General features: G+C 70.6%; 24 protein-coding genes and 1 pseudogene. 14 read left to right on the forward strand and 11 right to left on the reverse strand.

Features of this window, described 5'->3' with window-relative positions; genetic code table 11:
* Nucleotides 1-225: 225 nt before the first annotated feature.
* The 3 genes from OTB16_RS38090 to OTB16_RS38100 all read left to right on the forward strand — a co-directional run bounded on the left by OTB16_RS38090 (nt 226) and on the right by OTB16_RS38100 (nt 4,428).
* On the forward strand, nt 226-1,359 hold the full coding sequence (locus OTB16_RS38090) for a DnaB-like helicase N-terminal domain-containing protein (RefSeq protein WP_267727355.1): 1,134 nt from the start codon (nt 226-228) through the stop codon (nt 1,357-1,359).
* 67 nt (nt 1,360-1,426) lie between these two features.
* A complete protein-coding gene (locus OTB16_RS38095) occupies nt 1,427-2,815 on the forward strand; it encodes an SPDY domain-containing protein (protein WP_267727356.1) in 1,389 nt (462 codons plus the stop codon).
* 95 nt (nt 2,816-2,910) lie between these two features.
* Nucleotides 2,911-4,428, forward strand: a complete 1,518-nt coding sequence (locus OTB16_RS38100; RefSeq protein WP_267727358.1) for a gamma-glutamyltransferase — start codon at nt 2,911-2,913, stop codon at nt 4,426-4,428.
* 310 nt (nt 4,429-4,738) lie between these two features.
* Here the strand turns inward: OTB16_RS38100 and OTB16_RS38105 are convergent, their stop codons facing one another.
* Both OTB16_RS38105 and OTB16_RS38110 read right to left on the reverse strand, forming a co-directional pair.
* Nucleotides 4,739-5,632 (reverse strand): DUF5655 domain-containing protein, encoded by an 894-nt coding sequence (locus tag OTB16_RS38105; RefSeq protein WP_267727360.1) that lies wholly within the window; start codon nt 5,630-5,632, stop codon nt 4,739-4,741.
* Nucleotides 5,633-6,460: 828 nt separating this feature from the next.
* On the reverse strand, nt 6,461-6,703 hold the full coding sequence (locus tag OTB16_RS38110) for a hypothetical protein (RefSeq protein ID WP_267727362.1): 243 nt from the start codon (nt 6,701-6,703) through the stop codon (nt 6,461-6,463).
* Nucleotides 6,704-7,530: 827 nt separating this feature from the next.
* Here OTB16_RS38110 and OTB16_RS38115 point away from each other — a divergent pair.
* Together OTB16_RS38115 and OTB16_RS38120 are read left to right on the forward strand one after the other, a co-directional pair.
* On the forward strand, nt 7,531-8,676 hold the full coding sequence (locus tag OTB16_RS38115) for a sulfite exporter TauE/SafE family protein (RefSeq protein ID WP_267727364.1): 1,146 nt from the start codon (nt 7,531-7,533) through the stop codon (nt 8,674-8,676).
* Nucleotides 8,676-8,948: a heavy-metal-associated domain-containing protein gene (locus tag OTB16_RS38120; RefSeq protein WP_267727366.1), complete on the forward strand. Its 273-nt coding sequence runs from the start codon at nt 8,676-8,678 to the stop codon at nt 8,946-8,948. Before OTB16_RS38115 ends, OTB16_RS38120 begins: the two co-directional genes overlap by 1 nt.
* 64 nt (nt 8,949-9,012) lie before the next feature.
* Here OTB16_RS38120 and OTB16_RS38125 read toward each other — a convergent pair whose 3' ends face one another.
* The 3 genes from OTB16_RS38125 to OTB16_RS38135 form a co-directional block, all read right to left on the reverse strand.
* Nucleotides 9,013-9,276 (reverse strand): hypothetical protein, encoded by a 264-nt coding sequence (locus OTB16_RS38125; RefSeq protein WP_267727368.1) that lies wholly within the window; start codon nt 9,274-9,276, stop codon nt 9,013-9,015.
* A gap of 111 nt (nt 9,277-9,387) precedes the next feature.
* Nucleotides 9,388-9,768 carry a DUF2933 domain-containing protein gene (locus tag OTB16_RS38130; RefSeq protein ID WP_267727370.1) on the reverse strand — a complete coding sequence of 127 codons (381 nt, stop codon included), beginning with the start codon at nt 9,766-9,768 and terminating at the stop codon, nt 9,388-9,390.
* Between the two features lie 80 nt (nt 9,769-9,848).
* The gene (locus OTB16_RS38135; protein ID WP_267727371.1) at nt 9,849-10,133 is read right to left on the reverse strand and encodes a hypothetical protein; all 285 of its coding nucleotides are present in this window, start codon (nt 10,131-10,133) and stop codon (nt 9,849-9,851) included.
* Between the two features lie 237 nt (nt 10,134-10,370).
* Between OTB16_RS38135 and OTB16_RS38140 the strand changes: the two are divergent.
* From OTB16_RS38140 to OTB16_RS38150, 3 genes and pseudogenes are all read left to right on the forward strand, one after another.
* A pseudogene (locus tag OTB16_RS38140) lies at nt 10,371-10,823 on the forward strand (HAD-IC family P-type ATPase); the annotation flags it as partial.
* The gene (locus OTB16_RS38145; protein ID WP_267727373.1) at nt 10,820-11,527 is read left to right on the forward strand and encodes a response regulator transcription factor; all 708 of its coding nucleotides are present in this window, start codon (nt 10,820-10,822) and stop codon (nt 11,525-11,527) included. The pseudogene OTB16_RS38140 and the gene OTB16_RS38145, both read left to right, overlap by 4 nt.
* On the forward strand, nt 11,520-12,899 hold the full coding sequence (locus tag OTB16_RS38150) for a sensor histidine kinase (protein ID WP_267727394.1): 1,380 nt from the start codon (nt 11,520-11,522) through the stop codon (nt 12,897-12,899). The genes OTB16_RS38145 and OTB16_RS38150 overlap by 8 nt, the downstream gene beginning before the upstream one ends.
* Nucleotides 12,900-12,923: 24 nt before the next feature.
* On the opposite strand, the gene OTB16_RS38155 is transcribed toward OTB16_RS38150, so the two are convergent.
* Complete coding sequence (locus OTB16_RS38155; protein WP_267727375.1) at nt 12,924-13,595, reverse strand: TetR/AcrR family transcriptional regulator; 672 nt, start codon at nt 13,593-13,595, stop codon at nt 12,924-12,926.
* Between the two features lie 118 nt (nt 13,596-13,713).
* Here OTB16_RS38155 and OTB16_RS38160 point away from each other — a divergent pair, with 118 nt between their 5' ends.
* From OTB16_RS38160 to OTB16_RS38180, 5 genes are all read left to right on the forward strand, one after another.
* Nucleotides 13,714-13,869 (forward strand): hypothetical protein, encoded by a 156-nt coding sequence (locus OTB16_RS38160; protein ID WP_267727377.1) that lies wholly within the window; start codon nt 13,714-13,716, stop codon nt 13,867-13,869.
* Nucleotides 13,869-14,414, forward strand: a complete 546-nt coding sequence (locus tag OTB16_RS38165; RefSeq protein ID WP_267727379.1) for a hypothetical protein — start codon at nt 13,869-13,871, stop codon at nt 14,412-14,414. Before OTB16_RS38160 ends, OTB16_RS38165 begins: the two co-directional genes overlap by 1 nt.
* A 53-nt stretch (nt 14,415-14,467) precedes the next feature.
* The gene (locus tag OTB16_RS38170) at nt 14,468-14,941 is read left to right on the forward strand and encodes a hypothetical protein (protein ID WP_267727380.1); all 474 of its coding nucleotides are present in this window, start codon (nt 14,468-14,470) and stop codon (nt 14,939-14,941) included.
* 90 nt (nt 14,942-15,031) lie between these two features.
* A complete protein-coding gene (locus OTB16_RS38175; protein WP_267727382.1) occupies nt 15,032-15,454 on the forward strand; it encodes a hypothetical protein in 423 nt (140 codons plus the stop codon).
* An 82-nt stretch (nt 15,455-15,536) separates the two neighbouring features.
* Nucleotides 15,537-17,129 (forward strand): multicopper oxidase family protein, encoded by a 1,593-nt coding sequence (locus OTB16_RS38180; RefSeq protein WP_267727384.1) that lies wholly within the window; start codon nt 15,537-15,539, stop codon nt 17,127-17,129.
* A gap of 62 nt (nt 17,130-17,191) precedes the next feature.
* Here the strand turns inward: OTB16_RS38180 and OTB16_RS38185 are convergent, their stop codons facing one another.
* On the reverse strand, nt 17,192-17,338 hold the full coding sequence (locus OTB16_RS38185) for a hypothetical protein (RefSeq protein WP_267727386.1): 147 nt from the start codon (nt 17,336-17,338) through the stop codon (nt 17,192-17,194).
* Between the two features lie 100 nt (nt 17,339-17,438).
* On the opposite strand from OTB16_RS38185, the gene OTB16_RS38190 reads away from it, so the two are divergent.
* Nucleotides 17,439-17,846, forward strand: coding sequence for a MerR family DNA-binding protein (locus tag OTB16_RS38190; protein ID WP_267727387.1), 408 nt, complete (start codon nt 17,439-17,441; stop codon nt 17,844-17,846).
* 2 nt (nt 17,847-17,848) lie between these two features.
* Here the strand turns inward: OTB16_RS38190 and OTB16_RS38195 are convergent, their stop codons facing one another.
* From OTB16_RS38195 to OTB16_RS38210, 4 genes are all read right to left on the reverse strand, one after another.
* Nucleotides 17,849-19,369 (reverse strand): 2Fe-2S iron-sulfur cluster-binding protein, encoded by a 1,521-nt coding sequence (locus OTB16_RS38195; protein ID WP_267727388.1) that lies wholly within the window; start codon nt 19,367-19,369, stop codon nt 17,849-17,851.
* Complete coding sequence (locus OTB16_RS38200) at nt 19,324-20,241, reverse strand: FAD:protein FMN transferase (protein WP_267727389.1); 918 nt, start codon at nt 20,239-20,241, stop codon at nt 19,324-19,326. The genes OTB16_RS38195 and OTB16_RS38200 overlap by 46 nt, the downstream gene beginning before the upstream one ends.
* Before the next feature lie 410 nt (nt 20,242-20,651).
* A complete protein-coding gene (locus tag OTB16_RS38205) occupies nt 20,652-21,125 on the reverse strand; it encodes a hypothetical protein (protein ID WP_267727390.1) in 474 nt (157 codons plus the stop codon).
* Between the two features lie 33 nt (nt 21,126-21,158).
* On the reverse strand, nt 21,159-22,412 hold a 1,254-nt coding region (locus OTB16_RS38210; RefSeq protein ID WP_267727392.1), incomplete at its 5' end, for a heavy metal translocating P-type ATPase.

Genomic DNA, 22,412 nt, shown 5'->3' on the forward strand with positions numbered 1-22,412 from the left:
GCTCGGCATCCTCACCGAAGTCGACACCGGCAGCTTCGCCAGGAAGCAGTAGCCGACCGAGCACCGTGACCAGCAGCCCCGCCCCAGCCTCACCCGGAAATGGACATCAACTCGCGAACCGCCCTCTCAGATCGGCAACGCCGTCCCGCCCCTGCTGGCGGCCCATCTGCTGGCCCCGCACCTCGGCAAGACCCTCACCCGCTCCGACTTCACCCTGGCCGCCTGATGCCCAACCCCGCCTCGAACCACAGAGATTTGGCCCTGGACGACATACCTGCGGACCCACCGATCCGGTTCGCCGAACAGGCCCTCCTCGGCGCGATCATCCTCGAGCCTCTCCGTATCAAGACGCTCGGCCCGCTCGGCCCCGAACACTTCAGCCTCGCGATGCACGGCGCCCTGTTCGCGGCAATGAGCGCGCTCACCCCACCGGCCCCGGAAATCCACACCCGGGAACCGGTATGGATCACCGCCCTCCTCGACCACGCCCGACCCCACGCCCGCGGACTGACCGCCTCCTACCTCCACACCCTGACCGACGCCTGCCCCAACCCCAGCCACGCACCCGCCTACGCCCAGATGATCCTGGCCAACCGGGCCCGCCTCACCATCCGGTCCGCCGCCGAGCGCCTCGTCCAGAGCGCCAGCGACCCAGGGCTGCCGAACCCCGCCGCGCACGTCCTGGACCGGGCCGACGCGGTCACCGCCCTCCTCGACGACCTCGCCGGGCTCTTCCCCTCGCACCCCGGCTCACTCCCCCGCACCGTGCTGCCGCCCCCACCAACCCGGGACACCGAAACCGGAACCGATGCCGCCGGCGAGGAACAGCTACTCCTGTCGACGGCGGCCGCACGCCCCGCATGCCTGCCTGAAATGAGGTGGCTGCGGCCCGAGGACTTCACCGTCCCGCTCCACGGCGTCCTGTACCGGTGCATGGCCTCCCTGGCCTACCGGGGCGATCCGGTCGACGCGGTGACGGTGCTCTGGGAGGCCCAGCACCACGGCCTCCTCGCCTCCGGGACAACAGCCAGGGAGGTGCTGGACATGCTCGCCACCCCGGCCGGGTCCCCGGAGCACTGGGGCGAGCAGATCCTGCAGCGCGCCCTCCTCCACCACGCCCACACCACCGGCCTGCACATCCACGCCTTCACCGACGACCCCGCAAACACCCTGCACCAGCTGATCACCGGCAGCCGCCGCGCCCTCGCCGACCTCGGCGCCGTGCGGGCCCGCTGGCAGCACGCCACTCGCCCGGCAGCCGCCCGCCAGCCGAGACCCCAGCCTGCCCCGGCGTCCCGAGCCGGTCCGCCCGCCCCGCGCCCTGCCACCCCCGCCGGATCGTCGCGGGCCTCCCGATAACTCCTTCTCCCCACCCCCAGCGGGTCCGGCCGGCCACACGGCCGGCCGGACCCGAGAACTGAGCCCCATGCCCCAGACCAGCCCCGCAGCCTCTCACGTCCGCCTCGCTCTCCATCCCAACCACGGCAGCGCCGTGATAGCCACCCTCAACGACCACGGCCCCGGCCGCGACCTGGCACACGAGTTGCTCGCCCTCTACCACTTCCGCCGGGTCGACGACCAAACAGCCGTACTGGCACGCATCGACCATGACGAGCCCCACTACGCCAACCAGGCTGCCCTCATGCTCCGGGAGAAGGGCGCCAGGGTAGAGATCGACTCCGTCCTCCAGACGGAGATCGACACCGAGTGGACGTACGGCAACTACCCGATGCCCTACCTGGATCGGGACGAGATCCGGGAGGTCAGCGCCGAAGCCCAGCGGATCCATGACGACATCGCCTCCGGCCGCCTCACCATGCACTGCCATGCGCACGACGGATGGACCATCGTCGCCGTCGGCACCTACCAAGGCGGCAAGAGCGTCCACTTCCACGGCGAGGACTACCTCCGCCAAGAGGTCACGGACTACGAATCCGAGGCGAAGGCGGTAGCGGACTTCTACAGGCAGTACTCGGTCGCCGTCCGCCCCGGGCCAGCCCCCCTCACCGACATCGAGCGCGCCGCCATCGAAGCACTCACCACGCCTCCCTCCAGTGCGCCTGCACCCGCCCCGACCCAGAACATCGCACCCAGCGCGCCCTCGCCAGAACTGGTGCCCGTGTACGCCGCGGACCCCGGCGACCACGAAGCCCTCCTGGCCGACTTCTTCACCAAGCACGGGGAATGGGGAAAGTGGCGGCCCCACGACGAGACCACCATCGCGAGCCACGAGTCCCTGACCCTGCGCGTCGAGTTCCTCCATGAAGCACGCCACGGCGACGACGCCTGGACGATCGCCGCCTACGAGTCCCCTGTAGGCGAGCGCCTCTGGCACGCCACCGCCACCCCCACCACCCCCGTCGAGATCATGCGCGTCCTGCTCGAAGGCCTCAGTACCGAAGACAGCTGGGGGCAGGGCACCCAGACCCCGGTCAAGGAACAGGACCTCGCCGAAGCGTCCCGCCCCCTCGACGACGTCGGCTGGCCCCTGAAGGTCGGATCACGGCTCATCGAGTGGACAGCCCCCACCCGCGGCACCGGGGCAGGGCTGCGCTTCGACACCCTCATCAAGCAAGGCGATCTTCTCCCCGCCTGGACCATCTGGGGCGGCAATACCGCCGACAGCCCCGACTGGGCCGTCCACTTCTCGACGCACGCCCCCACCGTGCTCATCCAGGACATCACCTTCGAACTCGCACACGGCCACGGCCACCGACAGCCCCAGAGCACCGCCACAACCACACCCCGCCTGCCCACACAGATCGCCGCATCCCGCCTCCCGGCATCGACACCGCAGCCCGCACCCAGGCGCTGAACCCCCCGCCATGCGAACCCCCAAGCCGGGGATGCAGCCCGGGCCCGACGGACCCGGAACACGGGAGCATCCCCGGTGAGTGGCACAGTTAGCCGGTGATCCCTTCCCCCTTCGCCGATGTCCCGCCTCTCCTGTACACGGACAGCGTGGACATACCCGTGCTGTTCCGCGACAGCCCGGCGGCGCGACCCTTCAAGCAGTGGCGAACCGCGAAGCCGTCCCCCTGGCCCGCGCCCGCCGGGTTCCCGGCGAAGAACGGCTGGTACCTGCCCACCACCACCTGGCGGGAGATCCTCAAGGCCGCCACCGAGGTGGGCCGGGACATCACTCCCAACCTCCTGCGGATGCCCCAGCTGGCCGGCAGTGAACTCGTCGCGCGCGTAGCCCCCCTGTACGCCTACCTCGGCACCCATAGTGTCGACACCAAGCATCCCCTGCCGGGAAGTAAGGGCCGCCGCCTGACCGTCAACCCGGTCTACGAGTACGGCACCGAGCGCTCCGCGAAGAACGCCCTCGGCTATCGCCTGGGCATGACCATGGCCGAGTGGGCGACCCGCTCGCTGATGGGACTGGGCCAGACCCTGCACATCGAGGACGGCGGCCCCATCCCCGCCCTGCGGGACAAGTTCGTCACTCCGTCCGCGAAGCTGCCGGACCTGTGGGGCCTGCACGCGGACGAAAACCTGTACTGGATGATCGAGGCCAAGGGCGGCAACGTCCGCAGCCCGCGCCTCTGGGAAGGCTGGAAGCAGCTCCAGGGCGGCACCAAGGTCCTCCACGAATACGCCCACCGCCGGATCCTCGTCGGAGCCAGCGTCCAACCCCAGGGCGACCTGTTCCTCACCGTCGACCACGACCACCACCCCGGCAAGGAACCGCTCCACCCCGCCTCCGGCACCACATGGCCCCAGCCGCCGGGCTCCCCGGAGGACCACCTCGGCGACAGCGACGACGCCCTCATGGGCACAGCACGTGCCCAGATGCTGGTGTACCTCGCGCTCAGCGGTGCCCAGCCCTCCCGGCTCAAGACCGTGGCCCTGCCCGCCGACCGCGCAGGCCGCCGCCGAAGTGCCCGCGGAGTGACCACACCCCTGGAGCGCGACCCCGACGCCCAGGCCATGCGCAGCGCCGTCCGTACGGAAACGTCCGACAACGACCAGCCGGGCCGCCGGGGATACGCCCAAGCCCTCGGCCTCGACGACTTCCTGACCTACCGCGTCCCCGGAACCGAACTACGCCTGGGCATGTCCCGGCAGCTCTTCGCCGCCTGCGCCCAGCTCCACCGCGAGGACCAGCTCATCGCCGAGCGAACCCCCGGCATGCGCGCCGAAGACGTCCGGGCAGACGAGCCCGTCAGCGAGGAAGCAGAAGAACGCCGGCGGCACACCCAGCGGCGGGTCTTCCGCGAGCAGCAAGACGAACAGCGTGCCAGGATCGAGCCCCGGGTCCGCGAAGCCTTCGAGTACGGCAGGAACCGCCCCTGGCGAGAACTGCTGCACACCCAGAACGACCCGCGTCTGGACCTCGACGAAGACCCCGGCCTCCTCGAAGCCGCGACATCGGAGACCTATCTCGCCGTTCGCGAGGACGACCTCCCCCACCACGGGCGTTGACCGACCGACGTTCCATCGCCGCTCTCGGTAGCCGTAAGGGAGGCCCCACGTACGGGGGATGCCGCGGGGCCTCCCACGAGACCATAGCGCTCCCGGGGCACCGCGAGGCGGACTCCCAGCCCGCTCCGGCCACTGGGCGCGGCGGAATATAGCAGCGGATCCCCGGTCAGCCAAACCGGGGAATCGCCGGATCATTGGAAATCCACCGCCGCCCCTGCCCGAACCGTCGAGAGGTACCGTCACGATCCCAGTCGCCCCGCCAGCACCGAACCCTGTCAGGGCCCGTGGCCTGCCCCCGAGCACCGGGCTATCACGCCAGCGCGTAGCTCCGCCGGAAGTAGTCAGCGGCGCGCTCCAGGTCCCGCTTGGACTGGAGCGTCAGCTCCAGGTCGCCGGTGCCGTGGTGGCCCAGCCCCGTCACATCGCGAGCGAAGCCGGGCACAAGATCGACCGTCGCCGGGTCGGCCTTCAGGTAGACCAGCAGCTTGGCCTTCTTCGGCGGGACCAGGCACGCGTAGTTCTGCATGCGCCGGTATGCGGTGTAGGTCTGGTTCGAGACCTTCGTGAGGTCCTCCCCGAGCCCGAGCAGCACCTCGTCGACCGCTGCGGCCAGCTCCACCATGGCCCCGGCCTCCGTCGCGGTCCGCTGTGCCTTCGCCGTACCCCGACTCCGGCTCCCAGCCTTCGGCGCCGCCGCACGGCCAGCGAAGGAGGCCACCGTCTCAAGGCCGACATGCTCGCTGCCGAAGTACCGGTAGCGGACCAGGTCGATGGCGTGCCGGTGCTCGCGGACGGCGTGGATGTCGTAGCGGGTGAAATCGCCGGCGACGCAGATCAGCCTGGGTGCGCTCCACAGCACCTGGGCCGCAGCCGTTCCCCCGAGCCGGTCGCGGACCAGGTGCCCGAACTCGGCACGGTGATCCATCAGCCACGCCATATAGAACAGGCCCTGATTAATCACACCCGCATCCGTCGAACGTTTGTACTCCACGATGACCGGGGCACCGTTCTCGTCGATGCCCAGCGAGTCGATCCGACCGCCATGCACCGGCCCGGTGCTGTACTCGCTCGCCAGGAATCGGACGCCCAGCATCGTCTCCATGTGCGCCTCGACGAGGTCCTGCACATCTGCCTCGGCCTCGGCCAGACGCGGCGCGACCTCGGTCACGCCGCTTTTCGTGTGGAACAGCTTCAGGTCCGACACCTCCCCCTTCTCGACCCTGCCCCCTGCAACAGCGGACGGGTCCAGATTGTTTCCGGGAGGTCTTCGGCGCGTCAGGGGTCGTATGAGAGGCTACGTCCGGCGGCTGGGGCGGTTTCCGTCCCAGATCCCACATGCGTCCCACGCATCCCCTGACCAAGCGTCAGGTAGGCGTGTTTTCGCAGGTCAGCCCCCGTAGCTCAGCGGATAGAGCATGCGCCTTCTAAACACCCACTCCACCCTTCGTGGCGCAGGAGGAAGCTCGGCCCGGCGAGTCTCCTGACGCCCTCCGCCGATCGAACGCGGGCTGGATTCCTAGCGGGCTCACGAGACTGGCTGCAGACTCAAGACGCAGCCACCGAACGAGATCGAACGACGACGCTCAGCCGTCTACCGACACGTTCCGGCAAAGTGCTCCCGGCTGGCGAACTGCCCCTCAACCAGACTGACACTCCATCAGAACGAGCGTCAAGATATCGCCCGTAACGCCCACAGTGCACACCCTCGCCCGGGTGCAGCACCACACCGACAAACAATTCGCAGCGTACGCTGCCGCTGTCCGAGACCAGTTCGCTGACTGGCACCGTGAGCTGGTGCAGACCCTTCACGCCCAGTCGCGGACGGCCGCCGACCTGACGAGCGGCACCCTCCCGAAGGCCCCGCCAAGCCCCGGCTCGACGCCCCAGAGGCCGGGCGGCCGGTGAGCTCAGAACGGGCGTCCATGCAGGCGATCCGCCGGGCGCTGTCGGACTGTTCGGCCTGTCCCTGGTACGACGGCGTACGTGATGCCGACCACGGCCACCATGAAGAGCAGAGGCAGGAGCACGACAGTCAACGCGTGGGCTCCGGAGCGTGCTTCTCGGGATCGTGCGCTTCGCCCATCTGCTTGCGGAGGATATCGGCCTCCCTGCTGAGGGCGGCCAGCTCCTCGTGCCGCGAGCCGTTTTCGTGGGCGGTGGGGCCGGATGAGCGGATGCCGGTGGTCCTGCGGCCGGGGCGCATCATGAACCACATCATCGCTCCCATGCCCAAGGGGCAGGCCAGCAGGGGCAGCAGGCGGAGAAGTTCGTTCATCGGAGGACTCCGTGCGTGAGGGAAAGCGGGTGTCGGGGCCTGGCTCAGGGTGCGGTTTCAAGGGCACGGCGCAGGCGGCGTTCGGAGAGACGGCCGTAAGAGAAGGCTGCGCCGTCGACGATCAACTGACCGGCTCGGGTCGTGGTGTCTGCCGCCGACGGTAGGCGGGCAATGCGAAGCGGCTATGAAGGCCGCATGCAGGGTGCATGTGCCTTGCCCTCCACACGTCGCACGGTGGGGGCCGGATGGGACATGCGGCGCATCGCGGTTCAGCGGCTGCCGCTACGATGCCGTCCGTGATGTTGCGGGCGGCACAGCGGATGTCACTCCGGCTCTGGGCCGGAGTGCTGCTGGCGTGCGCGCTCGTCCTGTGCGTGACCGGTGTCGCCCGGTCAGTTGAGGTCTTGTCCGGCAACCACGTGATGTCGATGCCCCAGCTCGGGCAGGGCGCGCATGACGTCGGCCCGGAAGGGGCCACGGTTTCGGTGAAAGCACCCGGCTCGGACGGCTTCTGCCCGGCGGCCTCCGATCAGTGTGCCCGGCCGCAGGCTGTGGCGGCGCCCGCCGCTCCAGCGGCACCGGCCTCGGCGGTGCAGGCCACCGCCGGCCTGGGGACCGTATCGACACCGCAGGGCTGGGTGCCCCGGTCCGGTGTCCCTCCATCGGATGAATGTGCCGCTGATTCTCCTGATCTGCACAGATTGTGCGTCTCACGGACGTGAGGGCAGCACCGGCGCGGCCTGGCCCCGCCGGATGCCGGTCTTCCTCACGTCCGCTTCGGCGTGCCCTCTCGCGCGCCGTACGTCCCTGATCAGGAGTTCCGACGTATGCCGTCGTCTCTCGCCCTGCTCGCCACCGGTCTGTCGACCGGTCTGTTCGCCGGCGGTGCCTCCTGCGCCGCCGTCCAGGGGGGTCTGCTGGCCGGTGCGGTGACCCGCCGCAGCCCTGCCGCCCCCGCACCGGTCCCTGCCATGGCCGGACCGCGTCGTGCGTCTCAGCGCCGCAAGTCCAACCCGGCCCCGGCCCCCGGTTCTGCCCCTGAGCCGAAGGCGCTGGTGCCGGTCGGAGCATTCCTCGCCGGGAAGCTCCTCTCGCACAGCCTCCTCGGCGCGCTGCTGGGCGTCTTCGGTGACGTGCTGCAGCCCAGTCCCCGCGCCCGGGCCGTCATGCTGATCGCATCGGCGGCCCTCATGCTGCTGTTCGCCCTGGACCTCTTCGGCGTGAAGGCGGTCGCCAGGCTGGTGCCCAGGCCTCCGGCCTCTTTCGGCCGTGTACTGCGGCGCAGCGCGAAGACGGATTCGGTGGCCACGCCAGCCCTGATCGGGCTCGCCACCGTGCTGGTGCCGTGCGGCGTAACGCTGTCGGTCGAGCTCATCGCGGTCACGTCCGGTTCTCCAGTGGCCGGCGCCGCGGTCATGGCGGGGTTCGTGGTCGGCACCGCACCGCTCTTCACCGCGCTCGGCTACCTGTTCCGCCGTACCAGCAGGGCGCTGTCCCGCCGCCTCGCCGTGGTCACGGGGGTCGTGGTCCTGGCCGTCGCCGTCTGGACGGCGGCCTCCGGACTTCAGGCCGGAGGCTGGGCCAGCTTCAGCACGAACGGGACGCCCCCGGCTGCGGCCGCACCGGTGCCGAACGGCTCCGGAGGCGCCACGGAGGAACAGGAACCGGCGGCGGACGCCCTGGTACGCATCGACGCCGCGGGGAAGCAGATCGTCACGCTCACGGTCACCGACTTCTACGAGCCGACATCCTTCACCGCCAAGGCGGGTGTGCCCACCACCCTCGTGCTGCGTGGCAAGGATTCCGGGGGCTGCGCTCGCGCGTTCACGATCCCTGAACTCGGAGTCCAGGAGATCGTCAAGCGGGACGGCGACACGGAGATCGACCTGGGGACCAGGAAGCCCGGCACGCTGCGGTTCTCCTGTGCCATGGGCATGCAGACCGGATCCATCGACTTCAAGGAAGGCGCGTAATGAAGCTGTTCGGGCGTAAGAAGGCTGCGGAGCAGGTGGCCGTGGAGACCGGCCCGCGGATCGTCCTCGAGGTGGAGGGCATGCACTGCTCCAGCTGCGGTCTACTCATCGACGACGAGCTGGAGGAGATCCCCGGCGTCCGCTCGGCCAGCACGGATCTCCGTAGTGGCCGCTCCACCGTCCTCCTGGAGGACGGCGCGGAGATTGACCCCGACGTGCTCGTCGCCGCGGTGCAGAACGCCGGCGAGTACACGGCCCGGCCTGTCGGCTGACCCGGCACGGTCATGAAGACGACGCGGCCCGGCTGGACGGTCCCGGCCGAGCCGCGTCACCTGTTCAGCCCTCGGGTGGGCGGCGCCCAGGTCGGTCCGGCCCTGCCGGAGGGGCGTCCCGCTCGGCCGCCTTCAACTGGTCGATCTCTGCCTGAAGACGGGTGACCTCGGCGGACGCCGCGTCCGCAGCGGCCGGTTCTCCGGTCGGGTGCCTGGGCTGGATCCGCCGCAGGTTCCGGCTCTCGGAGCGGCTCATGAACCACATCGCCAGGCACATTCCGACGGGGCAGGCCAAGAGCAACAGGATGAGGGCTACGTTCTGGGACATCGTCTGCTCCCTTCACGCAATGGCTGGACTCGGTGTGCGGGCCGGCCATGGTGGAGCGGACTCCAGCGTACTGCCGGTGGTGGAGCCGGATCCGCCCGTACGCCGCCCAGGTCAGGCGCGGGTACCGGGCCCGGGACCAGTGTCCTTCGTGAGCCGGACCGACTCTTCCGCCACCGCGGGCGTGGTGATCTCCCTCTGGGCCTGCGTGGCCTTCAGGGACCGCAGCTCCGCCTGAAGGGCACTGATCTTGTCGTCCAGTTCGGCGCCGGAGGTCTCGGCGGCCTTCCGGGTTGTGGCTCCAGTTGCGCACGCGCTGCCGGCCCGGTCTTTGACCCGGTCCCCCTTCATGCCGCGCATCATGAAGACCATGCTCAGCGGGCAGAGGGCAAGCACCAGCAGCGGCAGTGCCACCGCGACCCAGCCGGGCCTGAGCACGGCAACGCCGAGGCCGACCGCGGCAAGGCCGACGAGAACTTTCTTGTTCAGACACATTGAGGATCACTCCGAGGGAGAAACCGGCTTGTACGCGGCCCCGGACGGGCACCGTACGGAGGGATGAGGTGTGGTGCGGGTCAGTCCATGCCGTGATGGGCGCCCCGCGAGGAGCCGCTCATCATCGAGCCGGACATCATCTGCTCCATCTGCTGCCGCGCCTCGGCCCGCTCGCCAGCAGGCAGCTGGTCCGTACAGTGACGGATCATCGCGTCCAAGTCACCGGCGGTGACGCTGAGCGTGGTCGTCGCAGGTGGGGCAGAGACTGCCGGGGAATCGGCGAACGCGGTGACGGCGCCGTACGCGCCGAGGCCGCCGAGGACGACGGTCGCCGCGGCCAGACCGACGGCCCTGCGCTTGATCATGTTTCCTCCCGGCCTCGGGCCCGACATAGGGCGCTTTCCATGCCACAGACGCTAGGCCGGGAGCGTGAAGGGGCCATGAAGCGTCCATGTGGGCGCTCTGTGCGACCCATTTAGTACCCCCTGGGGGTAGCGGTAGCGTCAAGAGTGATCAGGAGGGAGGCTCGAGATGAAGAGCTTCGTCGCCGCCGCACGGGCCCGGCCCTCGAGGAGGCTGCCATGAGTGCGGACCAGATCTCGATCGGCCGCCTGCAGGACGAGGGCAGGAGGGTCGGCATGGTGGGTGCCGGTATCAACGACGCGCCGGCACTCGCCCAGGCCGATGTCGGCTTCGCCATCGGCACCGGAACCGACGTCGCCATCGAGGCCTCCGATATCACGCTCATCTCCGGTGCCCTGGGCGGGGTCGTCACCGCCGTGACCCTGAGCCGGGCCACCATGCGCAACATCCCCCAGAACCTGGTCCTGGCCTTCGCCTACAACACCGCGGGCATCCCGCTCGCGGCCGGTGTCCTCTACCCGTTCACCGGCTGGCTGCTCAGCCCGATCATCGCCGCGGCCGCCATGGCGCTGTCGTCGCTGTCGGTCGTGGGCAACGCCAACCGGCTGCGCGCCTTCAGCCCCGCACCGCTCCCCGCGGCCTCGCAGCCGCCCGCGGGAGCCAAGACCCCCGTGGAGACACCCGCATCATGAGCACAGCGACCGCGACCGTTCTGGTCGTCGACGACGAGCCGAAACTGCGCGCCCTCGTCCGCGACTACCTCGAACGCGACGGCTACACCGTTCAGGAGGCGGGCGAGGGCCGCCAGGCCCTCGAACTCGCCCGCACCGCCCACCCGGACCTGGTCATCCTCGACCTCGGCCTGCCCGGTCTGCCCGGCGAGGAGGTGGCCCGCCTGCTGCGCAAGACCAGTGATGTACCGATCGTGATGCTCACCGCCAAGGCCGGCGAGAACGACCGCGTGATGGGACTGCGTCTCGGCGCCGACGACTATGTGGTCAAACCCTTCAGCCCCCGCGAACTCGTCGCCCGGGTCGAGGCCGTGCTGCGCCGCGCCCGCGGCGGACGTGGCACCACCGAGGATGCCTCCGTCTCGTACGGCAGCGGGCGGGTCCGGATCGACACCGAGCGTCGCGAGGTGCACTCCGGTGGGCAGGTCGAGCTCACCCGCACCGAGTTCGACCTGCTTGCTGCCCTGGCCTCCCGCCCCGGCCGGGCCTGGACCCGCTTGGAGCTCGTGGGCCGCGTCCAGGGCCACGCTTTCGAGGCGTACGAGCGCACCATCGACGTCCACGTGAAGAACCTCCGCCGCAAGCTCGGCGACGCCCCGCCCTCGCACGTGGTGGTCACCGTGCCGGGCGTCGGATACAAGCTGGGACTTGAGAGAGATGCGTAATCTGCTGCGCGGCCGCTTCGCCCGGCGCCTCGCCCTGGCTTTCGCCGCCCTGGGCATCGGGTCGGCCGCCCTGACCGCGGTCATCGTCAACACCGCCTTCGGCGCCCGCTTCGACGACTACCTCGCCGAACAGCAGCAGGTCCGCCAGCAGCAGTTGGTCGCCCTGTTCACCGCCGAGTACCAGAGGGGCGACACCTGGAGTCGGCAGTCCCTGAACGAACTCGCGCCGACGGTGACCATGACCGGCTCCCAGGTCGAGCTGCGGGGAGCGGCGGGGCAGAGTATCTGGTCGCTCGACGACGCCGACGTGGACCCGGCGACGCTGGCCATGCACCGGGAGATGATGGGCATCGGCGACCTCGGACCGCGCCGCGAGCTGCCCATCACGGTCGACGGCAAGCAGGTCGGCACCCTGGATCTCCGGGTCGCCCAGGGCCAGATCCCGGCCGTGGACAACGAATTCCGGTCCGACGTCAACCAGCTGCTCGCCGCCGGCGGGATCACCGCAGGGCTGATCGCCCTCGCCGTCGGCCTCTACACCGCGCGCCGGGCCACCGCCCCCATCGCCGAACTCACGTCAGCCGCGAGCGATCTGGCCGCAGGGCAGCGCGACCGGCGCGTGACCACCATCCCTGACAACGAGATCGGCCAACTGGCCGCCACCTTCAACACCATGGCCGACCGGGTCGAGAAGGAGGACGAACTCCGCCGCCTGTTCGCCTCCGACGTCGCGCACGAACTGCGCACCCCGCTCGCCATCCTGCGCAGCGAACTCGAAGCCGTGCAGGACGGCGTCCGCGAACCCACCCCGGAGGTCGTCACCTCCCTGCACGACGAGACGCTACGCCTGGGCAGGCTGATCGCGGACCTGGAAGCCCTGGCTTCCGCCGACGCCGCCGCCTTCACCCTCGAACGGGAACCCCTCTCCCTAACCGCCGTCGTCCGCAACGCCGTCGACGGACTCAGCAGCCGGTTCGACGCTGCCGGGATCGCGCTGCGCACGGAACTCGCCGAGATGAACGCCGAAGGCGACGCCGTACGGCTGCGCCAGATCGTCACCAACCAGCTCACCAACGCACTGAAGTTCGTTCCCGCCGGCGGATCGGTGACCGTCACCCTGCGCCGGGACGCCCACGACGACGGCTGGGCCGAGCTGCTGGTGGCCGACACCGGCCCCGGCATCCCCGCCGAAGACCTCCCCCGCATCTTCGACCGCTTCTTCCGCGGCCGCGCCGCCCGAGCCGACGGATCCGGCATCGGACTCGCCGTCGCCGCCGAACTCGCCACCGCCCACGGCGGCACCATCACCGCCGACAGCACCCCCGGCAGCGGCACCGTCTTCACCACCCGCTTGCCCGCCCTCGACCGCTGACCCGCACCGGTCGAGCGCCCCAGGTCAATGGCCTCCGTGCCGGTGTCCACGGTGAGGGTGGTACGCGCGCCCCGTCCTGTTCGCCGTGCCCTCGTCCGCAGCGGCCGGTTCGACGGTCTCTGCCGAGGGCCGCAACCCGTCCAGGGTCACCGCCACGAGCCTTCGGACGGCCGCCTTGGACGGAAGGGCCACCGCCGCGCCAAGGGCGTGGAGGCAGTAGCCGGCGAGTTCGTCGGGCGCGACATCGGCCCGGAGGGAGCCGGACTCGGCGCCCTCGGCCAGCAGGTCGCGGACGAGCGCCCTGAGCTGCTGATGCGCCCGCGCCACATGCTCACCCTGGTGCAGGAGGGCGGCAACCTCGGTTCCGTGGTGTTCATGGCGCGCTTGGGAGATGAGCGCGTACGCCTCCAGGACGGCCTCAAGCCGTTCGCCGGGAGCGCCGGCCTGGTCCCGGACCGAGGTGAGGTGTTCGAGGTGGCTGGTGATCTGCCGCTCGTGCCAGGCGGCCAGGATCGACTCGACGTCCGGGAAGTACTTGTAGAGCGTCGCCCGTCCGATGCCGGCGTCCTGGGCGATCCGCGACATCGTCACCGAGAGCAGCCCGTGTTCCGTCACCAGCGCCGCGGTGGCGTCCAGGGCCGCGTCCCGCACCGCGTGACGGTGCGCCTCGATCGTCTCGTTCCACAACTTCGGCATCCCACAAATATACGCGCCGCCGATTCCATGACACCATGGACTTGACAGCGACACTCTGTCTCGCAAAAAGTGGGGGCCGTCGCGAGCCCCCTCGCGCACGACAGAGGAGGACTCAGACATGACCGACCCGACCCCCGCTCCCGGCAGGCCCGGCAACCAGCCGGCCCCGGGCAGACCGCGCTGGGTGAACGTTTTCGCGATCGTCGTCATCGCCCTGATCCTGGCCGTTGTCATCGTGCACCTGGCCGGCGGCGGCATGGGAGGCCACTCCTGATGCCCATGACGCCCCGGCAGCGCAAGTTCGCACTCACCGCGCACGTGACGGCCTCGGTCGGCTGGCTCGGCGCCGTCGCGGCCTTCCTCGCCCTCGCAGTCGCCGGCCTGACGAGCGACGACGCCCAGACCGTGCGATCGGTCTACGTCGCCATGGGCGTGACGGGCTGGTCCGTCATCGTCCCGCTGTGCTTCGCCTCCCTGGTGACCGGTGTCATCTCCTCGGTGGGTACCACCTGGGGCCTGCTCCGGTACTACTGGGTGGCGGTCAAGCTCACGATCACCGTTCTGGCCACCGCCGCCCTGCTCATACACATGCCGCCGATCAGCCATATCGCCCGGGCGGCGGCCGGCCCGGGATGGTCCGCCGGCGACCTCCAGGGCCTGCGGACCCAGCTCGTCGTCCAGTCCGGCGCCGCACTTCTCGTCCTTCTCGCCGCCACGGCGCTGTCCGTGTACAAGCCGCAGGGCCGGACCCGCTTCGGGCGGCGGGCGTCGCGCGGTGCGCCACAGCCCACCGACACCACCACTCCGGCCCGGCCCTGAGGGAACGAGACTGCCCACCCCTGTGATCCCTGCCCTTCGAGGAGGCATCCGTCATGAGCGAGCGCGGCACCGAGTTGATGATGCGGGCAAGCCGGCAGTGGGCGGAGATGACGGAGTTCTTCGCCACCCTCAGCGAGGCGGATCTGGTACGGCCCTGCGCCGGCGCGGACGCCGGTGACACCGTCGGGGCCGTCGCCGCCCACGCGGCCGAGGGCTACCACCGCCTCGGCCGACTGCTCCTCAGCACAGGCCACGTCCTCGCGGCACCGCCCGCCTCGGGCACCAGCCGTCCGGGACCCAGCACCGACCATGTGACCCTGCCCGGCCTTCGCGCTCGCCTCGCTGGCGGTGAGACCTCGATCCGCCTGCTGTCAGGCCTGACCGGCGAGCAACTGAAGGGCCCAGCCCCGCCGGTCCCTCATGTCTCCACGGACCCCCGGACCCTCGAAGGACTGATCGAGGACGTCATCGACCACCAGGCGGCACACCTCGCCACGTTGCGGCGCGCCATCGCCGCCGAGGCCTGAGGACCCGGCCCACACCCATCCCGCCCCTCACAGCCATACCCCCAGAAGGTATAGTCCGGCGATGTCGGTCAGAGTGATCAGAAGGACGCGATGAAGGAGCACCGGAGGGCCACCGCCTGGCACGCCAGGCTGCTGCTGTGCGCTGCCCTGCTGCTCGGCATCGTCACCATGCACAGCCTCGGTCACCCTGCGGAGCACGGCTCCTCCCCCATGCCTGGCCACGCCGTCGTGGCTGACGCACCGGCTCCGCTGGGCCACGCCCCGGAGCCGCTCTCGGCCGATGGACCGCGGGCCGAAGCCCCCGCCCCCGTTGGCGGGATGGACCCGTTGTCCGTCTGCCTGGCCGTACTGAGCGTCTGGACCGTCGCCCTGCTGACCGCCCGGGTGCTCTCTCGCCGGACCGGGGACCCGGCGTTGTCGGCTCTCGTGCGGCCGGCTCACGCGCTGTGGCCGATCCCGCCCCCGGCCAGTCCCCGCACCCTGCTCGCGCAATCGTCGTTGCTGCGCATATAGGACGGCGCCCGGCCGCTCCCCTTGGAGCGGTGTACGCGCCAACTCCTTTATGCGTCAACACCGATACGAGGTGCACTCAGTCATGCGCACACCCAACCGCCGTGCCGTCCTTGGCGCGGGTCTCGCCGTCGCCGGCAGCGGCCTGCTGGCCGCCTGCTCGGGCTCCGTGTCCGGTATGGACCACTCCAAGATGGGCGACCACGGCGCGGCACCGACGCCGGAGGGGTACGTGTCCCCCGACGGCAAGGAGGTCGCCGCCGCCGAGGCCAACCGCAACCCGGGCCCTGAGCGGAAGGTGAAGCTCACCGCCGTGGAAACCCCGCTCGACCTGGGTGGCCGTACGGTCAAGTCCTGGGCGTTCGGCGACCGGCTGCCGGGTCAGGAGGTCCGTATCACCGCCGGCGACACCCTCGCCCTCACCCTTGCCAACAACCTGCCTGAGGCCACCTCCATCCACTGGCACGGCCTGGCGATGCGCAACGACATGGACGGCGTGCCCGGCCTGACCCAGCGCCCCGTCAAGGCGGGCGCCTCCTTCGACTACCGCTTCGCCGTCCCGCACCCGGGCACGTACTGGTTCCACCCGCACTCCGGCGTCCAGCAGGACCGCGGCCTCTACGCCCCGCTGATCGTCGAGGACCCCAAGGAACCGCTGAAGTACGACAAGGAATGGATCATCGTCCTGGACGACTGGGTCGACGGAGTCGACGGCAGCACCCCGGACGCCGTCCTCGCCGAACTCAGCAAGGGCATGGGCGGCATGGACATGGGCGGCTCGGGAGGAGGCCACGACATGTCGAACATGTCGATGTCCACCAAGGCGTCCCCCTCTCCCCGGCCCTCCGGCCCGTCCCGGATGATGATGGGCGCCACCAGCCCCCTGCTTGGCGGCGACGCCGGCGATGTGGCCTACCCCCACTACCTCGTCAACGGGCGCGTGCCGGAGAACCCCGAGACGTTCCAGGCCAAGCCTGGCGACCGAATCAGGCTGCGGATCATCAACGCGGGCGGCGACACGGCCTTCCGGATAGCCCTGGGCGGCCACACGATGACCGTCACGCACACCGACGGCTTCCCCGTCGAGCACGCGGAGACGGACGCGCTGTTGCTGGGTATGGGCGAGCGCTACGACGTCCTGGTCACCGCCGCCGACGGCGTCTTCCCGCTCACGGCGCTGGCCGAGGGCAAGAACCGGACCGCGCTGGCGATCCTGCGTACCGGCGGTGGCACGGCTCCGGACGCGTCCGTACGTCCGAAGGAGCTCGACGGGAAGCTGCTCCAGGCCGGCCAGCTCCGGTCGGCCGAAGCGGTCCGCCTAAAGCCGGGCAAGCCCGACCGCACCATCACGCTGAAGCTGACCGGCTCGATGATGAAGTACGACTGGGCCATCAACGGCAAGAAGTACGAGCCCTCGCAGCGCTATCCGGTCCGCTCGGGGGAGCGGGTACGGCTGTCCTTCGTCAACGGCAGCGATATGTGGCACCCCATGCACTTGCACGGCCACACGTTCGCCCTCCCGGACGGAGGCCCCCGCAAGGACACCGCGATCGTGCTGCCCGGCAAGACCCTGGACGTCGACTTCGACGCCGACAACCCGGGCCTGTGGATGATCCACTGCCACAACGTCTACCACGCCGAAGCGGGCATGATGACGGCCCTCGGCTACCTCAAGTAGGCACGAGCGCCATCGCCGGGGTCGCAGGCCCGCCCAACCCGGCGGGCCTGCGGCTTCGCGGCCTACTCGGTCCTGGACATCGTCCTGCCGCAGCAGCAGGTCGGGCTCTGCTGACCTCGGCAGGTCTCAGGTGCGCCCTTGGTCACCGTCAGCTCGCACCCGCAGTTCTCGTCGGGGCAGCGATAGACCTCGCCCTCGCGAAACGCCATCGCGCTCACCTCCTTCTTTCGTGGTTCTCATCCGTCACGAGCGACGCTAGAACCTGGACCCGGGGTCAAGGTCAATACTGGGCGGCAAGGAGGAACGACCATGGCGCTGCACTCACTGACCATCGGCCAGGCCGCCGAAGCCGCCGGGCTCACCCGCAAGGCCGTCCGCGTCTACGAAGCCAAAGGGCTGCTGGCGAAGGCTGAGCGGAGCACGACCGGCTACCGCCTCTACAACCCGGACGATGTCGAACTGCTGACCTTCATCCGCCAGGCCCGCGCCCTGGGGCTCCACCTCGACGATGTCCGCGAGGTACTGGAGATACGGCGCGGCGGCACACCCCCGTGCGATGCGGTGCGCAGCCTGCTCGATGCGCGTATCGCGGAGATCGACTCCACCGTCGAGGATCTGCTCGCGCTGCGCCGGACCCTGGCTGAGACCCGCCGGGCGGCTGACGACCGGCCGTGTGGGGAGCCGTCCTCGGTCTGTTCGATCATTGAGGAAGCCTGAGCTCAGAGGTCCACGGCCAGGACCGGGGTTGTGGACCGGGAAACGCAGGGGTAGATCACGTCACGGCGGTTGCGCTCGCGGGTGGGGAGGACCGTGTCACGGTGGTCAGGAGTCCCGTCCAGGACGCGCAGCTCGCAGGTGCCGCAGTAGCCCTCCCCGCAGTAGGAGGCCGCTCCGGGAACAGCCGTGCGGATGGCGTCGAGGAGGCTGCGGTCGGCGGGGACGGGCAGGACCCGCCCGCTGCGCCGCAGCTCGACCTGGAACTCCACCGCGTCCTCCGGGATGGTGCTCGCGGGCTGGAACCGCTCCACGTGCAGATGTCGGTCGGGGAAGTCCTCCGCAGCGACCCGCTGCAAGGTATCGAGCATCGGTTGGGGTCCACAGGCGTAGACAGCAGCGCCCCGCGAGGTGCCGGTCAGGGCGGCAGCGAGGTCGGGCAGGCCGTCGGTGTCCTGGGGTACCAGGTGGACGCGTTCTCCGCCGAGCGCCAGGAGTTCGTCTGCGAAGGCCATCGTCGCGCGCGATCTGCCGCCATAGACCAGGCGCCATTCCCGCCCGGCCGCCTCCGCCGCACGGATCATGGGCAGCACAGGGGTGATGCCGATGCCGCCTGCGACGAAGAGGTAGTGGTCCGCGAGGACGAGCGGGAACCTGTTCCGAGGTCCCCTGACGCCGATCCGCTGCCCCGCCGTGAGCTCATGCACCTCGGCCGACCCACCGCGGCCGTTCGGAACGTGGAGGACGCCGACGCGGTAGGTCTTCCGGTCGGCAGGGTCTCCGCAGAGGGAGTACGGACGGATCTTCCCGGACGGCAGTACGAGTTCGACGTGGGCGCCGGGCTCCCAGGCGGGCAGCGGCAAGCCGTCCGTGGCGGCGAGCTCGACGGCGACGACCTCCTCGGCGGCAGACCACAATCCCCGGACGACGACCGGCCGAACTTCCGAACGCGCCAGGCCCTCCGGCCCGGGGGAAGGGCTCGCCGTGGCCCCGCTGCCGGGATCGGTGCGCCGTCCGGCCAGCAACCGGTAGAGCGTCAGGAAGGCGACGGCCGCGAGGAGGGCCAGGGCGGTCCCGCGTACGAGGCTCTCGTCGGTGCCCGCGGTGAGGGCATGCACGGTGCTCAGGACGAACAGCGCGAAGGTCGTGGTGTGGACGTAGCGCCACCACCGGTGCGGGATCCGCTCCTTGAGCAGTGAGGTGGTCTGGATCGCGGCCATCAGGTAGAGGGCGATCACTCCCCAGGCCACCGCCGCGGGCCGGTAGTCGGAGGTGAAGGGGAACATGATCTGGAGCAGACCGATGTCGACCCAGCTGTCGGCGCTCAGGCCGAGCAGGTGCAGGGCGAGGAAGACCAGGGAGAATCCCGCCAGGAACCGGTGCACGTCGAGCAGCCGCGCTCGAGCCAGTCGCGGCCCCAGGACCCGGGTCGACACCAGCAGCCCCCACACCACGGTGGCCGACAGCAGCCACCAGGACGTCAGCCCGCCGACACGGGCGAAGTACCACCAGAGCTTGGGGTCCACGTCACAAACCTTTCCCAGGGCCCGGCGTTGTGCGCCGCGCCGTCTTCCGTCACCAGCAGGCCGGCGACTCCGTGCTTCTCCAGCAGGGCGGCGCCGTCGTTCAGTCCGGCGATCAGTGCCGCCTTCGCCAGCACCTCCGCCCAGTGCGCCTCCCCCGCCACGACAGTCACAGTGGCCACCTCGCTGGCGGCGGGCGCTCCGCTGACCGGGTCGATCAGGTGATGGCTCTCCCGCCCTTGGGCTCGCCAGCGGCGCCGCAGGCGGGTGGAGGTCGCGACGGCCCCCTCGGCGAGGCCCAGCCAGGCCAGGTCAGTGCCCGGGCGGGCCTCGTCCTCGACCGCGACCACCCACGAGGCAGCACCCGGAGCCGAGCCCAGCGCCCGTACGTCTCCGCCGAGGTTGACGCAGGCCCCCGCGGCGCCCGCGGCCCGCAACTCCTCGGCAACCAGGTCCGCGGCGAATCCCTTGCCGATGCCGCCTAGATCGAGCCGTACGCCACGGGGCAGCCGCACCCGGTCGGCCCATATCTCGATCCCCGAGCAGCCGGGGGCAGGCACGGACGAGGCGGCGACGGACCGTTCACCCGGCAGGGCCTCGAAGTTGCGGGTGTAGCCGACCGACTCCAGTGCGGGCAGTACGGTCGGGTCGAACAGGCCGCCGGTCAGCTCCCAGGCCCGTACGGCGCGGGAGACGATGGCGACGGTCGGCGGGGAGACCTCGATCCACCGGCCCGGCGAGGAGTTGAGCAGGCACAGCTCGCTGTCGGCACGAAACCGGGACCAGAGCGACTCCAGTTCCTCCAGCCGGCGACGGGCCGTGGCCGGCAGGCCGGGGGCGCCACCGGCGACCAGCAGGTGGCCGGTACTGCCCATCACCGGAAACCGCGCCTCGGCCGGCTCAGCTCCCACTGCTGCGCGTGGCCGGAGCGGACGGAGCTGCCTGGGGCTGGGGCGCAGCGGGCACTGCGGCCGTAGGCTCGGCCGCGCTCTGCCCGCCGCAGCCGCTGCCACTGCTGCGGGTGACGGGAGGCGATGACGCCGCCGGGGCCTGGGGCGCTGCCGGGGTCGCAGCCGTCGGTGCGGCCGCACCCGCGGCCTCGCCGGGCGCCGCCGTAGAAGGCTGCGCACCGGCGACGAGAGCCACCGTCAGCAGCGTGGCACCGACCAGACCGGCAGCGGCCACTCCCACCCGCACGGCCGTACGCCGGTCCTGCTCATCGGCATCCAGCACGTCGGCCAATGTCCAACTCCCTTCATCTTGACGTACGTACAGGACCTGGGCGTCACATGTCGCCCATGCCCATCCCCATGCCGCCGCCCATGCCCTTGCCCTGGCCCATCTGGCCCGTGCCACCGCCCATGTTCATGCCGCCCATGCCGCCCATGCCGCCGCCATTGTTCATGCCCTTGTCCTGGTCCGTGCGCATGTTCATGCCGGACTCCATTCCCATACGCATGGCCTCCAGCATCATCCGCATCTCCATCTCGCTCATGCCTCCCTGCTGCGGGTAGGCGCTGGGCGCCGGAGCGGGGCTGGCAGCACCCGGCTGCGACGGGGCGGCCGGCTGACCCGGCGCGGTGGGCGCGACCGACGGCGCGGCCGAGGCCGACGCGGCCGGCATGTTCGACATGTTCGGGGTCTTCGGGGTCTCCGAGCCTCCGCCCACGACGGCGGCGGTGGCGACAGCGGCGGTGACGCCGACCGTGACGACGGCCGCGGCGATGGCGAGGGCGGTGCGGTGCTGGATACCGGCCATGGGATTCGTCCTTCTTCTCTGAACGTCGGTGGATCAGTGACGGTTGGTGGGCTGGAAGCGGCGCAGCCGCAGGCTGTTGGTGACGACGAAGACCGAGGAACTGGCCATCGCAGCCCCGGCGATGAGAGGGTTGAGCAGGCCGAATGCGGCCAGCGGCAGGGCGCCCACGTTGTAGACGAAGGCCCAGAACAGGTTGCCCTTGATGGTGGACAGGGTCTTGCGGGCCAACCGGATCGCGTCCGCCGCACCGCGCAAGTCGCCCTTGACCAGAGTGAGATCGGCAGCGGCGATCGCCGCGTCCGTGCCCGTCCCCATCGCGAGCCCGAGGTCCGCCTGGGCGAGCGCGGCGGCGTCGTTGACACCGTCGCCGACCATCGCCACGACCTTGCCCTCGGCCTGAAGCCGCTTGACCTCGGCGACCTTGTCCTCGGGGTGGACCTCGGCGATGACCTCGTCTATACCGACTTCGGCGGCGACGTGCTCGGCGGCGGCCCGGTTGTCACCGGTCAGCAGGACCGGGGTCAGCCCGAGCTTCTTGAACTGGGCGACAGCTTCGGCACTGGTGGGCTTGACGGTATCGGCCACCACGAGGGCGGCGCGGACCTTGTCGTCCCAGGCGGCGAAGACGACGGTTCGTCCGGCGCGTTCGGCCTTGCGCTGGGCGCGGACCAGGTCGGAGGGGATCTCCAGGTCCCGGTCCTCGGTCAGCCAACTCGCCCGGCCCGCGAACACCTGGTGTCCGTCGACGGTGCCGGTGACTCCGCGCCCGGCGTGGTTGGCGAAGTCGGTAACGGGTGCCAGGTCGCCGGTCTCGTCCTCAGCGGCGTCCGCGATCGCCTTGGCGATGGGATGCTCGCTGGCGTGTTCCAGCGCTCCGGCCAGGCACAGGACCTCCGTACGGTCCTCACTGTCCGCGAGGACCACGTCGGCCAGGCGCATCCGGCCCTCAGTGACCGTGCCGGTCTTGTCCAGCACGATCGTGTCGATGCGACGGGTTGACTCCAGCACCTCCGGGCCGCGGATCAGCAGACCGAGCTGCGCGCCGCGGCCGGTACCGACCATCAGCGCGGTCGGCGTGGCCAGGCCCAGCGAGCACGGGCAGGCGATGATCAGCACCGCTACCGCGGCGGTGAGCGCCATGGCCGCCGGGTAGCCGAGGACTAGGAGCGTGGGTCGGTAACGGGCAAGCGGGTGGGTGGTCGGGGCTGGCGGGGTCGGTCGTAGTCGCCTGGTCGGTGTTGGCTGGCCCGAGGCCGGGGTCTCCTGGGCCTCGGGTTGGTCCAGGGG

The sequence above is a fragment of the Streptomyces antarcticus genome, assembly GCF_026627255.1.
GTDB classification, from domain to species: domain Bacteria; phylum Actinomycetota; class Actinomycetes; order Streptomycetales; family Streptomycetaceae; genus Streptomyces; species Streptomyces antarcticus.